Source organism: Luteimonas sp. A537 (assembly GCF_054052065.1).
This window is the reverse complement of record NZ_JBSVRH010000003.1, coordinates 510,735-527,093: the sequence shown is the minus strand read 5'-3', so window position 1 is coordinate 527,093 and position 16,359 is coordinate 510,735. Positions and strand designations below refer to the sequence as shown.

Here is a 16,359-nt window from a genome sequence, read left to right as displayed (position 1 = left end):
ACGACGGGGCCGCAAGGGCCCCGTCGTGGGTCACACCTGGCCTTGCGGGATCAGTATCCGCGCGGCGCCACGCGCAGCACGCGCGGGGTCACGAAGATCAGCAGCTCGGCCTTGGCCTTGGAGCGGCTTTTGGTCTTGAACAGGTTGCCCAGGATGGGCAGGTCGCCGAGGAACGGAACCTTGGACACCGAGTTGCGGTCGCTGAACTCGTACACGCCACCGATGACAACGGTCTGGCCGTCCTCGATCAGGACCGCGGTGGTGACCTCGCGCTTGGCCAGGTTCGGGATCGAGCCGAAGCCGGTGATCTCGGTGTAGTCCTCGATCTCGTCCTTCTTGACCGCAAGGGTCAGGAACACGCGGCCGTCGGCCGTGATGGTCGGCGTAACCTTCAGTTCCAGCAGCGCTTCCTTGAACTGCACTGTCGGCACGTTGTTGCTCTGGCCGCCGGTCACCGTCAGATAGCCGACCTCGCGGCCCTGGCGGATGACCGCCTCGCGCTGGTTGCTGGTAACCACGCGCGGGTTGGATACCACTTCACCACGCTGCTCCTGCTGCAGCGCCTGCAACTCCAGATCCCAGTCAATAGTGTTGCCCAGGATCGTGAAGGCGATCGAGCCCGGATTGAGGTTGCGGATGCTGAAATCGTTGTTGAGCGAAGGCGAGCCCCATTCGATGAGATCGCCCGGCTCGGCCTCTGCCGCCGACTGGATCAGGCCTTGGTTGGCCTGCAGAGAACCCGAGCCGATAAGACGATCCTTGACGCCGCGGACGCCGAAGCGCGCGCCCAGGTCCCGCGCAAACGACTCGTTCGCGATCACGATCCGCGACTCGATCACCACCTGGTCCACCGGCTTGTCCAGCTCGTCGACCAGGTTCTGGATTTCCCGCACGCGATCCGGAATATCGATCACCAGCAGCGTATTGGTCCGGCGATCGAAGCTCAGGCTGCCGCGCGGCGACAGGAAGCCGCGGCTGGAATTGGCTTGCCCACCGCCGCCGCCCTGGCTGCTCTTGCTCTCGTCGGTCAGCAGCTTGGCGATGTCTTCAGCGCTGCCATAGGAAATCGGAATGTACTCGGTGACCATTTCCGCGCTGTTCTCCAGCGCGATGCGGGCATTGGCGATGTCCTGCTCGAACTTCGCGATTTCCGACTGCGGCGCCACCCAGACCACGTTGCCGTTGCGGCGCTTGTCCAACGACTTGGCCTGCAGGACGATGTCCAGCGCCTGGTCCCACGGCACGTTGATCAGGCGCAGGGTGACGTTGCCGGTGACGTTGTCGCTGGCGACGATGTTGAGGTCGGACAGCTCGGCGATCAGCTGCAGCACGGTGCGCACCGGCACGTCCTGGAAGTTGAACGTGACCGGACGGCCGCGGTACGCGCGGGTCTCGCCCTGCGCGGCCTGGGCCGCGACGACCTGGCCGGTGGCCGCCACGGTGTTGGCGGCGGCTGCGCCCACGGCGCGGTCCGGTGCTTCGGCGCGCGGCACGATCTCGACGATGTAGTCGCGGCCGGTCTGGTAGGCCAGCGGTTCGAACGCACCCTGCGTGCTGAGCACGATCTGGGTGCCCTTGGCGCCTTGGTTGGCGTCGATCCGCTGCACCGGGGTCGCGAAGTCGGTGACGTTCAGCGGCCGCTGCAGCGAGGCCGGCAGGGACGCATTGCCGACGTTGATGATCACGGAGCCGCCTTCGGTACGCAGGTCCGGGGCGGCACCTTCGCCGTCGAAGCGGAGCACGAGCCGCCCCGCGCCGCCGTCGCCGCGCTTGAAGTCGATGTCGGCCACGGCCACTTCGGCCGGGACCTGCTTTGCCGGATCCGTCGCCGCCACGGACGACTGGGCGAAGCTGGCCACGGGCACGCCCGGGTTGGGAGCGGCGCTGACCGTTCCGAAGGCGCCAAGCAGGCCGGCGAGGAGTCCGCAGGCGCCTGCCCGGAGCGGAAGTGCCCGCTGGGTGGGCGAACGGCGTTGCGCGTTGGTGAACGTCATCTGGCTTCCCCTAATCAATTGTCTTCGAGCGCGATCGAGGCCGGCCGTTCCAGCCAGCCACCCGAGCCATCGGGCACGAGTTCCACGAGTTCGATGCGGTCATCGGTAACGCTGGTGACGCGGCCGTCGTTCTGGCCCATGTACACACCCGGGCCGACCCGGTAGGTGACCTTGTCGGGCGCCATCACCAGCGCCGTCAAACTGTTGCCCGCGCCCAGCGACCCGACCATGTCGAGGCTGTCGAGCGGGAACTGCTCGAGCGTCTGCTTGCGGCGGTTGGAGTCGGGCCGCGGCCCGCTGCCACCACCTTCGTTGGTGAAGGCGGCGCTGAACGGATCGCGCATGCCCTGTGCCGCGTATTCGAAGGTCTCGAACTGCTGCATCACCGGCAGTGGATCAAGCGGTGGCGCCGGACGGGCGCGGACGTTGGCGGCCCACTCCTCCAGGTTCGGCGCGCCGCCGGGTTCGCTGGTGATGCCGCGGCCGCAGCCGGCCAGTGCGGCGATGGCCGCGACCAGGGCCAGCCCGCGGATGGCGTTGGATGTCATGCGCATGTCAGCGGCTCCCCCCGGCTGCAGCGGCCGCGGCTTCCTGGGCAGCGGCCTCTTCCTCGTCCAGGTAGCGATAGGTCTTCACCGTGCCGGCAAGCTCGAGCGGCGAGTTGGCGCGGATGCCGGCGCGCGGATCCTTGTCGGCACCACGCGGGCGCAGCTGGATGTCGTGCATGGTCATGATCACCACGCGCGGCAGCGAGGCCACGCCGCTGACGAAGGCGCCGAACTGGTGGTACGTGCCGACCATGCGCAGCGCGATCGGCTTCTCGGCGTAGAACTCCTTGGGCGTTTCCGGACCGGGCTGGAAGAGTTCGTTCTGGATGCCGGTGGCCAGCGCGGTCTGCGAGATGTCGACGATGAGGTCGGGCATCTCGGTGCGGCTGGGCAGCTGGCGCAGCATCTGCTGCAGCTGCTGTTCCATCTGCACCAACTGGAGCTTGAGCGGCTCGAGGTTGGCGGCGCGGCCCTGCTTGGTCTCGAACTCGGCGCGCAGGTCGGACTCGGTGCGCTCCAGGCCTTCGAGCTGGTCGCCCTTTTCACGGGTGAACACCCACCACGCCAGGCCAAAGATCAACAGGCCAACGATCGCGCAGAAGCCGATCTTGTACTCGCGCGGCCAGGAACCGATATTGTTGAAATCAAGTTCCTTGAGCGACATCTTGCGCTTGCTCACGATGCGGCTCCTTCTTCAGCGGCCGGCACGGCGTCTTCAGCGTCCGCGGGGGCCTCGACGGCGGGTTCGGCATTCGCGGCGGGCGCGGCACCGGCAGCTCCAGCGGCGTCCGGCGCCGGATCGGCGGCGACGCCGGCAGGCGCCGCGGCGTCCGCGGAATCGACCGGCGGAACCGCATCCGGGATGCCGTCGCCGTCTTCGTCCTTCGGCGCGTTGGGGTTGGCAAGCTCCACGGCCAGGGTGAAGGCGTAGGGCAGGCCGGCCACGCCGTCGCGGGCCTCGATGATCGAGAGGTCCGGCTTGGTCATCCAGCCCGAGCCCTCGAGGTTGCGCATGTAGGTGCTGACGCGCGCATTGGACTGCGAGCGACCTTCCAGCGTCAGCTTCTCGCCGACCTGCTTGATCGCGGTCAGGACCACGCCGTCGGGAATGGTGCGCACCAGCGAGTCGAACAGGTGGACCATCTGCGAGCGGTTGGCCTGCAGTTGCTCGATCACTTCCTTGCGCGCCAGCAGGCGCGCCTTCTGCCGGTCGAGCTCGTCGATCTCGGTGATGCGCTCTTCGACCTGCTTGATCTGGTCCTGCAGGTAGGCGTTGCGCGTGTTCTGGCCGTCGATCTGGGCGTTGTAATACCCGTTGACCAGGAACCAGAGCAGCACGCCGGCCAGCGCGGCGAAGGCCAGCATGACGCCGAATTCCTTCTGTCGCTGCTTGCGGCGTTCGGCGCGCCACGGCAGGAGGTTGATGCGGGCCATCAGTCGAAGCTCCTCAGGGCCAGTCCGCAGGCGATCATCAGGGCGGGCGCATCCTGCGCCAGCGCATGGGCCTGCACGCGCGGACCCAGGGTCATCTGCGCAAGCGGGTTGGCGACCACGGTCTGCACGCCAAGCTGCTCTTCGACCATCTCGGAGATGCCGGCGATGGAGGCGCAGCCCCCGGCCAGCACCACCTGGTCGACGCGGTTGAACTCGCTGCCGGCGTAGAAGAACTGCAGCAGGCGGCTGATCTGCTGGACCAGCGCCTCCTTGAACGGCTCCAGCACCTCGACCTCGTAGCTTTCCGGCAGCCCGCCCTGGCGCTTGGCCAGTCCGGCTTCCTCGTAGGAAAGGCCGTAGCGGCGCATGACCTCGTCGGTGAGCTGCTTGCCGCCGAACACCTGCTCGCGGGTGTACAGGCTGCGGTCGTTGCGCAGGATGCTGAGCGTGGTCATGGTCGCGCCGACGTCGACCAGGGCGACGATGCCCTCGCGCGGCACGCTGAGCGTGTTGGCCAGCAGCGCGAAGGCGTTCTCGATCGCGAAGGCCTCGACGTCCATGACCTTGGCGGCAAGGCCACCGAGTTCGAGGGCGGAAGCGCGCATCTCCACGCTTTCCGAACGCGACGCGGCCAGCATCACCTGCACCATCTCGGTGTTGCCCGGCATCGGACCAAGCACCTCGAAATCAAGGTTCACTTCTTCGATCGGGTACGGAATGTAGTTGACCGCCTCAAGCTCGACCTGAGACTCCATTTCCTCCTCGTCGAGGTCGGCCGGCATCGGGATCAGCTTGATGATGACGGCGGAGCCCGCAACGGCCGCGGCCGCATGCTTGGCCTTGCTGCCCGAACGCGCCATCGCGCGGCGGATCGCCTCGCCGACGGCCTCGACCTCGACGATGCCCTTCTCGACCACCGCATTCGGTGGCAGCGGCTCGACGGCGTAGTGCTCGACCCGATAACGGTCGCCCGACCGCGACAGCTGCAACAGCTTCACCGCTGTCGAGCTGATATCGACCCCGACCAGCGGTGCCTGGCTTTTTGTGATGAGCCCCACGCTTTTCTCCCCATGTCACGGGCGCTTACGTGCGCTTCGTGCCCCGGTGCATTAAATAACGGAGTTTTTACCGAATGGCAATAAGCGGCACGCCAAAGCGTGTCGCACTGCGCGTTCGGTCACGTCTTGACGTAGAACGTCACCCCTCTGGACAGTGCGCCTCGCGGCCGCCCGGCCCAACCATATATATACTGCGCGACTCTCCACGGCCCGCCAAGCCCCGATACGGCCCAGGATCAATCCGATGTCACGCTTTCGTCGTCTGTTTCGCTGGCTGCTGCTGCTGGCCGCACTTGCTACCGTCCTCGGCCTGCTCGCGGCGGGCACACTCTACTACGTCGTGTCCTCGCGCCTGCCCGAAGTCGACAGCCTGCGCAACATCGAACTGCAGGAGCCGATGTACGTCTACGCCAACGACGGCCGCCTGATGGCGCTGTTCGGCGAGATGCGGCGCTACCCGGTCGACATCGCAGAGGTTCCGGAGGCGATCAAGCAGGCCTTCATCGCGATCGAGGACAACCGCTTCTACGAACACGACGGCGTCGACTACAAGGGCGTGGCGCGCGCCATCTGGCTGATCGCCAAGACCGGTTCGAAGGAAGGCGTGCCGGGCGGCTCGACCATCACCCAGCAGGTGGCGCGGCAGTTCTACCTCAGCCCCGAGGTCAGCTACACGCGCAAGTTCGAGGAAATGCTGCTCGCGATGAAGATGGAGCGCGAGCTCAGCAAGGACGAGATCTTCGAGCTCTACCTCAACAAGAGTTTCTTCGGCAACCGCGCCTACGGCATCGCCGCCGCCGCCGAGTTCTACTACGGCAAGCAGCTGTCCGAGCTCGATCTCGACGAGGTCGCCGCGCTAGCGGCGATTCCCAAGTTCCCGTCCAGCGGCAACCCGATCTCCAACCCCGAGCGCGCGCAGATCCGTCGCGACTACGTGCTCGAGCGCATGGCCGACCTGGGTTTCATCACCCGCGCCCAGGCGACCGCGGCGCAGGCCGTGGAAATGCACGCGCGTCCGCACGAGCGTCCGGTCGAGGTCTACGCGCCCTACGTTGCCGAGATGGTCCGCCAGGAAATGATCGCGCGCTACGGCGGCGACGTGCTGACCCGTGGTTACCACGTCACCACGACCATCGACCCGGTAAAGCAGGCCGCCGCAGACCAGTCGGTGCGCAGTGGGCTTTCGGCGTACGACCATCGCCATGGCTGGTCCAAGGTCGAGCAGACCTTCGAACTTGCCGACGACGAGGACGCCGCGACGGCCGCCGCGCGCCTGCGCGGGATCTTCGCGCAGGGAGGGCTCCTGCCGGCAGTGGTGCTGCGCGCCGACGGCGGCACCGCCGACGTGGTGCTGGCCGATGCCACCGTGGTCACGCTGGATGCCGCTTCGAGCCGCTGGACCGGTCGCAACCCGGCCGCGCTCCTCACGCGCGGCGACCTCACGCGCGTGCGCCGCATCGAACCCAAAGGCAAGGACGGCGAGCCACCGGCGGCGGACGCCAAACCGACGTGGCAGCTTGACCAGCTGCCGCGCGCCCAGGCGACGCTGGTGTCGCTGGAGCCGGACAGCGGCGCGCTGCGGGCGCTGGTCGGCGGCTTCAGCTTCGCCGGACAGAAGTTCAACCGCGCGACGCAGGCGCGGCGCCAGCCGGGCTCGAGCTTCAAGCCCTTCATCTACGCCGCCGCCTTCGAGCGCGGTTTCAACCCGGCATCCATCGTCCCCGACGCGCCGGTGGTGTTCCGAATGCGTCGCGGCCAGGACTGGAGGCCGCAGAACGACGACGGCAGGTTCGTCGGCCCGATGCGCCTGCGCGAAGCACTGGTGCGTTCGCGCAACCTGGTTTCGGTGCGCCTGCTCGATGCCATCGGCGTGGATTACGCACGCCGCTACATCAGCCACATGGGCTTTGACGAATCCGAGCTGCCGCCCAACCTGTCGATCTCGCTGGGCACGCCGTCGCTCGCACCGATGGACATCGCACGCGGCTACAGCGTCTTCGCCAACGGCGGATTCCTGGTCACGCCCTGGTACATCGACGAGGTCCGCGATCGCGACGGCCAGGTGATCTTCAAGGAGAACCCGGCGGTGGCCTGCCGCAGCTGCGGCACCGGTGGCAGGCCGGGAGTGCCGTCCACGGTCGTCGACGGCTTCAACCTCGGCCCGTCGCTGCCGGCCCCTGAAGTGGTTGCGGACACCAGCACCGAAGAGCCCGCGCAGGCGCCCGGTCCGGATGCCGTGGTCGCGCCGCGCGCGATCGACCCGCGCGTCGCCTACCAGCTGGTGTCGATGATGCGCGACGTGGTCCAGCGCGGCACCGGCACCCAGGCCAAGGTGCTGGGCCGCGAGGATGTCGGCGGCAAGACCGGCTCCACCAACGACCACCGCGACGCCTGGTTCTCCGGCTTCGGCGGCAACCTGGTCACCGTGGTCTGGGTGGGCCGCGACGACAACCGCTCGCTGGGCAGCCGCGAATACGGCGGCCGCTCGGCGCTGCCGATCTGGATCGACTACATGCGCGCAGCGCTCGACGGCGTGCCGATCGCGGCCAACGAGCCGCCCGAGGGCATGGTAAAGGTGTCGGTCAGCGCCAGCGGGCGCCTGTTGCCCGCCGGCGAGGACGGGATCACCGAATGGGTGAAGGCCGAGGATCTCGAGCGCATGGAATCGACCTTCGACGACTTTGATGACGAGATGCCCGCCGAGGAAGCCTTCGACATCTTCTGACATGTGTATCCGCTAGGCTTGCCGGGCCAGCACGGAGGTCGATGCATGCGCCGCGCCCGACAACACGCCGAGCGAAACACCCGCGAACGCCGCCACAGGCTCGCCAACGAAGCCGCCAGGCTGATGGCCGAAGGCGGCATCCGCGACTACCACCAGGCCAAGCGCAAGGCCGCCGACCGCCTGGGCATCCACGACGACGCCTCGCTGCCGCGGAACCGCGAGATCGAAGATGCGCTTCGCGAGTACCAGCGCCTGTTCCTGGGCGATGCACAGGCCGTCACGTTGCGCACGCGCCGCGACGCGGCACTGCAGGCGCTCGACTTCTTCGGGCCGTTCCAGCCGCGCCTGGTCGGCCGCGTGCTCGACGGCACCGCCGACCAGCACACGGCCGTGTCCCTGCACCTGCACATCGATGACGCCGACGAGGTCACGCGCTTCCTGGCCGACGCCGGCATTCCGGCCGAGGCGGGCTCGCGCCGCATCCGCCTGGACCGGGCGCGCGACTGCGATGCACCGGTCTGGACATTCAACGCCGACGGCCTGGCATTCGACCTGACCGTGTTGCCATTGGACACGCTGCGCCAGGCGCCGCTGTCGGGCATTGATGAACGGCCAATGCCACGCGCCTCGCGTGCCCAGCTGCAGGAGCTGCTTGCCGCGGACGACGTCGTCGCCGGCGTCGGCACCGGCGCCGGCGTCGGACCCACTGCCGCCCGGCGATGACGCGGAAGCGCTTGCGCGGCAAGGCTGCATGGCCGTGACGATGCCCGTGCGCACTTCGAGCTCCCGTGCCGGCGCCATGGCGCACCATCCGCCGCCGACCGGATCCATGTCGGAATTCCCTGCCCGGAAACGCGGAACGCCCCGCGGATGCGGGGCGTTCCTGGCACGGCCGACTGGCGAACCGGTCAGCGCTTCGCGGTGGCCACGTAGTCGCGCGATGCCGCGCCGGTATAGACCTGGCGCGGGCGGCCGATCTTGAACTCGGGATCGGTCTGCTGTTCCAGCCAGTGCGAGACCCAGCCGGCGGTGCGCGCGATGGCGAACATCACCGTGAACATCTCGGTCGGGATCTTCAGCGCCTTGTAGATGATGCCGCTGTAGAAATCGACGTTCGGGTACAGCTTGCGCTGCACGAAGTAGTCGTCCTTCAGCGCGGCCTCTTCCAGGCGCATCGCGACTTCGAGCATCGGGTCGTCGATGCCGAGTTCGCCCAGCACCTTGTGGGTCATCTCGCGGATGATCCGGGCGCGCGGGTCGAAGTTCTTGTAGACGCGGTGGCCGAAGCCCATCAGGCGGAACCCGGACTCCTTGTCCTTGGCGCGGTCGACGGCCGACTGCACGTTCTTCACGTCGCCGATCTCGGCGAGCATCTTCAGCACGGCCTCGTTGGCACCGCCATGCGCGGGCCCCCACAGCGCGGCGACGCCGGCGGCGATGCACGCGTACGGATTGGCGCCGGTGGAACCGACCAGGCGCACGGTCGAGGTGGACGCGTTCTGCTCGTGGTCGGCGTGCAGGATGAAGAGCAGGTCCATCGCCTTCGCCGCGACCGGCGACAGCTCCAGCGGACCGCTGGGCAGCTCGAACATCATGTGCAGGAAGCGCTCGACGTAGCCGAGGTCGTTGCGCGGATAGTTCGCCGGCCAACCCATGGAATAGCGGTAGCACGCAGCCGCTATGGTCGGCAGCTTCGCGATCAGGCGGATGCCGGCCAGGCGGCGCTGCGCGGGATCGTCGTAGTCGAGGTCGTTGTGGTAGAAGCTCGCCATCGAACCGAGCATGCCGACCAGCATCGCCATCGGATGGGCGTCGTGGCGGAAACCACCGATGAAGCTCTTGAACGCCTCGTGCATCATCGTGTGATGGGTGACGTCGTGGTCGAACGCGGCCATTTCGGCCTGGTCCGGCAGTTCGCCGTTCATCAGCAGGTAGGCGACCTCGAGGAAGTTCGAGTGCTCGGCCAGCTGTTCGATCGGGTAGCCGCGGTACAGCAGCACGCCCTCGTCGCCGTCGATATAGGTGATGGCGGACTTGCAGCTGGCAGTCGCGGTGAAGCCGGAATCGTAGGTGAAGCGCCCGGTGGCCTTGGGCAGCTTCGCGATGTCGATGCACTCGTTGCCGAGCGTTGGCTTGATGACCGGCAGCTCGACGGATGCACCGTCGACCTGGACGGTGGCGATGGACGGCTCGCTGCCGGCCGTGTTCTGGTTGGCGGACACTCTCGCACTCCTTCTTGGCGTCCCACGCCGGCGCGGTGCGGCAGGCGGTCGGGGAATCAGGCGGATCGCGGCTTTGACGCGATGCGGCAATTATCGCATAGCAACGTGCGCCGCCGTATCCATGCGGCCGGTGATCGCCGGGATGCTGCGTCTGCCCTCCGCGCGCGGGCGTGCGCCGGAAACGACGACGGCCACCTTTCGGCGGCCGTCGGGCGTGCGCGATGGCAGGCGCTTACTTGGCGTAGCGCTTGCGGAACTTGTCGACGCGACCGCTGGTGTCCATCAGCTTGTTCTGGCCGGTGTAGAACGGATGCGAAGCCGAGGAGACTTCGATCTTGACCAGCGGATATTCATTGCCATCCTCCCACTTCACGGTCTCTTTGCTGGAGAGCGTGGAACGGGTGAGGATCTTGAAGTCCGAGGTCACGTCCTGAAAGACGACGTCGCGGTATTCGGGGTGGATGTCGGCCTTCATGGCGGGCACCAGAGTGATCGAGGGAAGAGCGGCATTATAGCCGGCAGCAGAACCGCCCGCAAGCCTTCAAGCGAGGCAATCGCGCACCTGCGCCTCGTAGGCCACCTGGTCGTAACGGAGCAGGATCCGCGCCCGGTCCGGGCGCCCCAGCTGGCGCTGCCAGTCCACCAGCGTCGCTCCACGGGCGGCTGAATGCCCCAGCACGACTTCGATCGGTCGCTCCTGCGCTTCACGCACGCCGTCGGGGCGCAGCGCCATGGCCATGGCCAGCGAATCGGCGGAGTGCCAGCGCTCGCCGCGGGCGTCGGCAGACCACAGGCGGGTATGCCGCGACACGGCCTCGTAGAACGCGGCGACCGGACCCGGCGCCGCCAGCCAGCGCTCGACGTCGGCGTGGAGGAAGCCATGGGCCATGGTCGCCTCCCAGTCGCAGAGGTCGAAACGCTCGAAAGCGCCGAACACGATGTGCGCCGCCTCCGGATCAAAGAACACGTTGAATTCGGCCGATGGCGTGATGTTGCCGTGCCCGGTGACCGCGCCGCCCATCACCACCAGCCGCGCCACGCGCGAAGGCAGCGTCGGGTCCAGGCGCAGCGCCAGCGCGACGTTGGTCAGCGGCCCGAGTGCCACCAGCAGCAGGCGGCCGGCATGCCGGTGCGAGAGCTCGATGATGGCCTCGGCGGCGTGGCGCGACTCGGCGCCGCGCGTGGCCGGAGCCAGGCCGGCGTCGCCGAAGCCGTCGCGGCCGTGCACGTTGGCGGCATCCGGCGAGGGGTGCAGCAGCGGGTGGTCGCAGCCGGCGAACACCGGCACGTCGTCGCGACCCAGCACCTCGCACAGCTTCAGGGCATTGGCGACGGTGTGCCCGAGGCCGACGTTGCCGGCGGCGATGGTCAGGCCCACGACCTCGTGCCGCGGATCGGCGAAGGCCATCAGCAGGGCCAGTGCGTCATCGACGCCCGGGTCGGTATCGATCAACAGCGGAATGCGTTCGTCCATCGCCGGATTATCCCCGATCAGGCCGAGGCGTACCGGGCCGCGCCGCCAACCCAGCGCGCGACCAGGCGCGCGGCCACCGCCGGATGGTCGTGCAGCAGCCCTTCGCCAAGCGCGTGCACCAGCGGCAGCATGCCCGCGTCGCGCGCGAGGTCGGCGACGCGGAACGTGGCCAATCCGGTCTGGCGCGTGCCCAGCAGTTCGCCGGGACCGCGCAGCTCCAGGTCCTTTTCGGCGATGACGAAGCCGTCGCCGGTTTCGCGCATGGTCGCCAGGCGCTCGCGCGCGGTGCGCGACAGCGGTGCCTGGTAGAGCAGGACGCAGCTGGAGGCTTCGCTGCCCCGCCCCACCCGCCCGCGCAGCTGGTGCAGCTGCGCGAGCCCGAGGCGCTCGGCGTTCTCGATCACCATCAGCGAGGCGTTGGGCACGTCCACGCCGACCTCGATCACCGTGGTCGCCACCAGCAAGTCGCATTCGCCATCCTTGAACGCGCGCATCGCGGCCTGCTTCTCGGCAGCCTTCATGCGCCCGTGCACCAGGCCCACGCGCAGCCCGGGAAGCGCGGCCGACAGCCCTTCGAACGTCGCCTGCGCGGCCTGCGCGACCACTTCGTCGGACTCGTCGATGATCGTGCACACCCAGTAGGCCTGGCGGCCTTCCGCGCAGGCGACGCGGATGCGTTCGATCAGCTCCGGGCGACGGCCCTCGGCCATGACCACGGTCTGCACCGGCGTGCGCCCGGGCGGCAGCTCGTCGATGGCGGACACGTCCAGGTCGGCGTAGGCGGCCATCGCGAGCGTCCGCGGGATCGGGGTCGCGGTCATCACCAGCTGGTGTGGCACGCGACCGCCCTCGCCGCCCTTGTCGCGGAGCGCCAGGCGCTGGTGGACGCCGAAGCGATGCTGCTCATCCACGATCGCCAGCGCCAGGTCGTGGAACGCCACCGCCTGCTGCATCAGCGCATGGGTCCCGACCACCACCTGCGCGCCGCCGTCGGCAACCGCGGCCAGTGCGCGGCCGCGCGCTCGACCGGTGACCTTGCCCGCCAGCCACGCGATCTCGACGCCCAGGGGTTCGAGCCAGCCACGCAGGTTGCCGAGATGCTGTTCGGCGAGCAACTCGGTGGGTGCCATCAGCGCCGCCTGGCGGCCATCGGCCACCGCCATCAGCGCCGCCATCGCCGCGACCACGGTCTTGCCCGAGCCGACGTCGCCCTGTACCAGGCGCAGCATCGGCACCGGCCGCGCAAGGTCCGCGCGTACTTCGGCCAGCACGCGCTCCTGCGCGCCGGTGAGCGCAAACGGCAGACCAGCGCGCAGGCGCTCGGCCAGGCGTGCATCGGCAAGCGGCGTGGCCGCATGGGCCTGGCGGGCGAGGCGCTGGCTGCGCATGCTGAGGTGGTGCGCGAGCAGTTCCTCGAACGCCAGCCGCCGCTGCGCCGGATGGGTCCCTGCGATCAGCGCATCGACATCTGCGTCGTGCGGGGGCCGGTGCACGGTGAGCAGCGCCTCGCGCAGCGCCGGCAGGCGGTGCGCGCGCAGCAGCCCCGGGGGCAGCAACTCCAGCACGTCGTCGCCCGGGAGGCGGTCGAGCGCCTGCGCGATCAGGCGCTTCATCGTTGCCGGACCGATGCCCTCCACCGCGGGATAGACGGGATCGAGGCGATCGCCGAGTCCGGCATCGTCAGCGTCATCGAGCAGGCTGTAGCTGGGATGCACGATTTCCAGCCCGCGCTGTCCCGGCCGCGGCGTGCCATAGGCGCGCACGCGCACGCCGGGCTGGAACTGCGCGGCCTGCACGGCGCGGAAATGGAAGAAGCGCAGCACCAGCGTCGCGTGCGAATCGTCGCAGAGCGCAACGCGCAGCAGCGGCCGGTAGCGGAACCCCCGTTCGACGGCCTCGACCCGGCCCTCGACCTGCGCCGCGACGCCAGGCTGCAGCAGGCGGAACGGCGTCAACGCGGTGCGGTCCTCATAGCCACGCGGTAGCTGCAGCCAGAGGTCCTGGAGGGTTTCCAGGCCACGCGCGGCGAGCTTTTCAGCGATCTTCGGCCCCACGCCGGCAAGCGTGGACAGTGCGGTCGCACCGGCCGGCGCCAGTCCGGGCGCCGGCGTACCCGGCGTGCGCCGCGCGGCCACGCCTCAGTCGAGGACCATCACCGCGTCGACCTCGAACTGCGCGCCCTTGGGCAGCGCCGACACTTCGATGGTCGAACGCGCGGGATACGGTTCGGTGAAGTACTCGGCCATCACGGCGTTGACCACCGCGAACTGCGACAGGTCGGTCAGGTACAGGCCGACGCGGGCGACGTCGTCGAGCGAACCACCGCCGGCCTGGCAGACCGCGCGCAGGTTGTCGAAGGCGCGGCGCGCGTGGGCGGCGAGATCGCCGGGCACCAGCTCGCCGGTGGCTGGATCCAGCGGGATCTGGCCCGACACGAAGACGGTATTGCCGGCGCGCACGGCCTGCGAATACGGGCCGATCGCGGCGGGTGCATCGCCGGTGCGGACGGGTTGCCTGGGCATGCGCGACATCCTTGCGACTGTACGTGGCCGCCGATTATGACCGCGGCAGGCGCCCACCGCCATCGAGCGCAGGCCTACTGGCGCTGTACGCCATGGACCACGCCGAGCCTGCGCACCTTGCGGATCACGTCGGCCAGGTGGGTGCGGTCGCGCACTTCGATGGCGAACTGGATCACCGAGACGTTGGTATCGCGCTCCAGGTACTCCACCGCATCGATGTTGGAGTCGGCCTTGGCCACCGCCGCCGCCACCTGGGCCAGCACGCCGGGGCGGTTCTCGACCTGGAAGCGCAGCGCGACGTTGTAGTCGCCGGTAACCTCGCGGTCCCAGCCGATGTCGACCCAGCGTTCGGGCGACTTGCGGTACTCGGCCACGTTCGGGCACTCGATCCGATGCACCATCACGCCGCGCCCGGCGGTGTGGTAACCCATGATGTCGTCGCCCGGGATCGGCATGCAGCAGTTGGCGAAAGTCACCACGCCGCGTTCGGCACCGGTGATCAGGATGCGGTCCTCGCGGTGCGCGCGCGCGCTTGCGGGATCCTTGTGGCTGAGCGACTGCGCCACGTGCGCCGGCATCCGGTTGCCAAGCGCGACATCGGCCAGCAGCGCTTCCAGCCGCGGATACCGGTGTTCGGCCAGGTAGGCCTCGAGCTGGGCCGGCGGCAGGCGCTCGAGCGAGCTGTCGAGATCCTCGAGCGCGCTGTCGAGCATGCGATGGCCAAGCTGCACGGCATCCTCGTGCTCGAGCTGCTTGAGCTGCTGCCGGATCGCCGTGCGCGCCTTGCCGGTGACCACGAACTCCAGCCACTGCGGCCGCGGCAATGACGACTTCGCGGTCACCACCTCGACCGTCTGCCCGCTGACCAGGCGCGTGCGCAACGGCACCAGCTTGCGGTCCACCCGCGCGGCCACGGCCTGGTTGCCGACATCGGTGTGCACGGCATAGGCGAAGTCCACCGCGGTCGCGTTGCGCGGCATCGACATGATTTCGCCCTTGGGCGTGAACAGGTAAACCTCGTCGGGGAACAGGTCGACCTTGACGTTTTCCAGGAACTCCAGCGACGAACCGGTGCCGCTCTGCGACTCCAGCAGCCCGGAGATCCACGCGTGCGCACGCTGCTGGGCGCTGTTGGGACCACCGCCACCGTGCTTGTAGGCCCAGTGCGCGGCGATGCCGCGTTCGGCGATCAGGTCCATTTCCTCGGTACGGATCTGGACCTCGATCGGCGAGCCGTACGGTCCGAACAACACCGTATGCAGGGACTGGTAACCGTTGGCCTTGGGGATGGCGATGAAGTCGCGGAAGCGGCCGTCGACCGGCTTGTATACCGAGTGCGCCACGCCGAGCGCGTGGTAGCAGTCGGGGACCGTGCCAAGAATCAGCCGGAAGCCGAAGACGTCGATCACCTGGGCGAAGGTCTTGGCTTCGGCGCGCATCTTGTTGTAGATGCTCCAGGGCGACTTCACCCGGCTCACCAGCCGGTAGTTCAACCCTTCCTTGGTCAGCCGCTGCGCCAACTGGGCCTCGATCTTGGCCATCGCCTCGCGACGCAGCTGCGGTTGGGTGCGGATCCGCTTGTCGAGGATCCGGTGCCGCATGGGATACAGCGCGCGGAAGCCCAGGTCCTGCAACTCCGACTTGATCAGGTTCATGCCCAGGCGCTGCGCGATTGGTGCGTAGACCTCCAGCGTCTCGCGGGCGATGCGTGCCCGCGCCTCGCCCGACTGCGCGCCGAGCGTGCGCATGTTGTGCAGACGGTCGGCGAGCTTGATCAGGATCACCCGCAGGTCGCGCGCCATCGCCAGCATCATCTTGCGGAAGCTTTCGGCGTCGGCCTCGCGGCGGCTGGCGAAATGCAGCTTGTCGAGCTTGGTGACGCCTTCGACCAGTTCCGCCACCGATTCACCGAACTCGCTGGCAAGGGCGACGCGGGTCAGTGGGGTGTCTTCGATGGTGTCGTGCAGGATCGCTGCGACCAGGGTCTCGAGGTCGACCTTCTGCTCGGCCAGCACGCCGGCCACCGCCACCGGATGGGTGATGTAGGGTTCGCCGGACTTCCGCACCTGGCCGGCGTGCGCCGCGGCACCAACCGCCCAGGCGCGACGCAGCAGCCGCATCTGCTCGGCCGGGAGATAGGCGGCGGCGGCCTCGAGCGCACGCATGTACCCCGGGATCTCCTCATCCCCGGGGACCGGCACGGTGACCAGCGCAAGTTCAGCTGCGTTCATGCAGCGAGCGTACGCGCGCGCCTGCGGGCCGGCAATGGAGCGCCTCCGCTCCCGGCCAGGCGACTTCGTTTGGCAAAACGCGAACGGCCCCGCCAGGGCGGGGCCGTCAATGCGACAGCGCGGGTGCTGCGGCAACGCACCTGTCGGCGCG

General features: G+C 68.6%; 13 protein-coding genes. 2 read left to right on the top strand and 11 right to left on the bottom strand.

Annotated elements, in window-relative coordinates; all coding sequences use genetic code 11:
• Positions 1–50: 50 nt before the first annotated feature.
• From ACW7GZ_RS10040 to ACW7GZ_RS10020, 5 genes are read right to left on the bottom strand one after another with little or no spacing between them, the layout of a single operon-like run.
• Positions 51–1,994, bottom strand: coding sequence for a type IV pilus secretin PilQ (locus tag ACW7GZ_RS10040; protein ID WP_457009015.1), 1,944 nt, complete (start codon positions 1,992–1,994; stop codon positions 51–53).
• A 14-nt stretch (positions 1,995–2,008) separates the two neighbouring features.
• Positions 2,009–2,542: a pilus assembly protein PilP gene (locus tag ACW7GZ_RS10035; protein ID WP_457005447.1), complete on the bottom strand. Its 534-nt coding sequence runs from the start codon at positions 2,540–2,542 to the stop codon at positions 2,009–2,011.
• 7 nt (positions 2,543–2,549) lie between these two features.
• Positions 2,550–3,206: a type 4a pilus biogenesis protein PilO gene (locus tag ACW7GZ_RS10030; RefSeq protein ID WP_457005449.1), complete on the bottom strand. Its 657-nt coding sequence runs from the start codon at positions 3,204–3,206 to the stop codon at positions 2,550–2,552.
• 11 nt (positions 3,207–3,217) lie between these two features.
• Complete coding sequence (locus ACW7GZ_RS10025) at positions 3,218–3,976, bottom strand: PilN domain-containing protein (protein ID WP_457005356.1); 759 nt, start codon at positions 3,974–3,976, stop codon at positions 3,218–3,220.
• A complete protein-coding gene (locus tag ACW7GZ_RS10020; protein ID WP_457009013.1) occupies positions 3,976–5,034 on the bottom strand; it encodes a pilus assembly protein PilM in 1,059 nt (352 codons plus the stop codon). Before ACW7GZ_RS10020 ends, ACW7GZ_RS10025 begins: the two co-directional genes overlap by 1 nt.
• 244 nt (positions 5,035–5,278) lie before the next feature.
• Here ACW7GZ_RS10020 and ACW7GZ_RS10015 point away from each other — a divergent pair, with 244 nt between their 5' ends.
• Together ACW7GZ_RS10015 and ACW7GZ_RS10010 are read left to right on the top strand one after the other, a co-directional pair.
• A complete protein-coding gene (locus ACW7GZ_RS10015; protein ID WP_457009011.1) occupies positions 5,279–7,759 on the top strand; it encodes a penicillin-binding protein 1A in 2,481 nt (826 codons plus the stop codon).
• A gap of 45 nt (positions 7,760–7,804) precedes the next feature.
• A complete protein-coding gene (locus tag ACW7GZ_RS10010; protein ID WP_457009009.1) occupies positions 7,805–8,482 on the top strand; it encodes a hypothetical protein in 678 nt (225 codons plus the stop codon).
• Between the two features lie 185 nt (positions 8,483–8,667).
• On the opposite strand, the gene ACW7GZ_RS10005 is transcribed toward ACW7GZ_RS10010, so the two are convergent.
• The 6 genes from ACW7GZ_RS10005 to ACW7GZ_RS09980 form a co-directional block, all read right to left on the bottom strand.
• Positions 8,668–9,942 carry a citrate synthase gene (locus ACW7GZ_RS10005; protein ID WP_457005451.1) on the bottom strand — a complete coding sequence of 425 codons (1,275 nt, stop codon included), beginning with the start codon at positions 9,940–9,942 and terminating at the stop codon, positions 8,668–8,670.
• A gap of 271 nt (positions 9,943–10,213) precedes the next feature.
• Complete coding sequence (locus ACW7GZ_RS10000; RefSeq protein WP_343254709.1) at positions 10,214–10,456, bottom strand: type B 50S ribosomal protein L31; 243 nt, start codon at positions 10,454–10,456, stop codon at positions 10,214–10,216.
• A gap of 66 nt (positions 10,457–10,522) precedes the next feature.
• A complete protein-coding gene (locus ACW7GZ_RS09995) occupies positions 10,523–11,455 on the bottom strand; it encodes a nucleoside hydrolase (RefSeq protein WP_457009007.1) in 933 nt (310 codons plus the stop codon).
• A gap of 17 nt (positions 11,456–11,472) precedes the next feature.
• A complete protein-coding gene (gene recG, locus ACW7GZ_RS09990; RefSeq protein ID WP_457009005.1) occupies positions 11,473–13,590 on the bottom strand; it encodes an ATP-dependent DNA helicase RecG in 2,118 nt (705 codons plus the stop codon).
• A 3-nt stretch (positions 13,591–13,593) separates the two neighbouring features.
• Entirely contained in the window at positions 13,594–13,977 is a 384-nt protein-coding gene (locus ACW7GZ_RS09985) for a RidA family protein (RefSeq protein WP_457005366.1), read from the bottom strand.
• 74 nt (positions 13,978–14,051) lie between these two features.
• A complete protein-coding gene (locus tag ACW7GZ_RS09980) occupies positions 14,052–16,208 on the bottom strand; it encodes a RelA/SpoT family protein (protein WP_457005367.1) in 2,157 nt (718 codons plus the stop codon).
• Positions 16,209–16,359 lie beyond the last annotated feature (151 nt).

Coding starts and splice junctions, on each gene's coding strand:
- ACW7GZ_RS10040 (WP_457009015.1), bottom strand. CDS start 1,994: ATGACGTTCACCAACGCGCAACGCCGTTCGCCCACCCAGCGGGCACTT.
- ACW7GZ_RS10035 (WP_457005447.1), bottom strand. CDS start 2,542: ATGACATCCAACGCCATCCGCGGGCTGGCCCTGGTCGCGGCCATCGCC.
- ACW7GZ_RS10030 (WP_457005449.1), bottom strand. CDS start 3,206: ATGTCGCTCAAGGAACTTGATTTCAACAATATCGGTTCCTGGCCGCGC.
- ACW7GZ_RS10025 (WP_457005356.1), bottom strand. CDS start 3,976: ATGGCCCGCATCAACCTCCTGCCGTGGCGCGCCGAACGCCGCAAGCAG.
- ACW7GZ_RS10015 (WP_457009011.1), top strand. CDS start 5,279: ATGTCACGCTTTCGTCGTCTGTTTCGCTGGCTGCTGCTGCTGGCCGCA.
- ACW7GZ_RS10010 (WP_457009009.1), top strand. CDS start 7,805: ATGCGCCGCGCCCGACAACACGCCGAGCGAAACACCCGCGAACGCCGC.
- ACW7GZ_RS10000 (WP_343254709.1), bottom strand. CDS start 10,456: ATGAAGGCCGACATCCACCCCGAATACCGCGACGTCGTCTTTCAGGAC.
- ACW7GZ_RS09995 (WP_457009007.1), bottom strand. CDS start 11,455: ATGGACGAACGCATTCCGCTGTTGATCGATACCGACCCGGGCGTCGAT.
- ACW7GZ_RS09985 (WP_457005366.1), bottom strand. CDS start 13,977: ATGCCCAGGCAACCCGTCCGCACCGGCGATGCACCCGCCGCGATCGGC.
- ACW7GZ_RS09980 (WP_457005367.1), bottom strand. CDS start 16,208: ATGAACGCAGCTGAACTTGCGCTGGTCACCGTGCCGGTCCCCGGGGAT.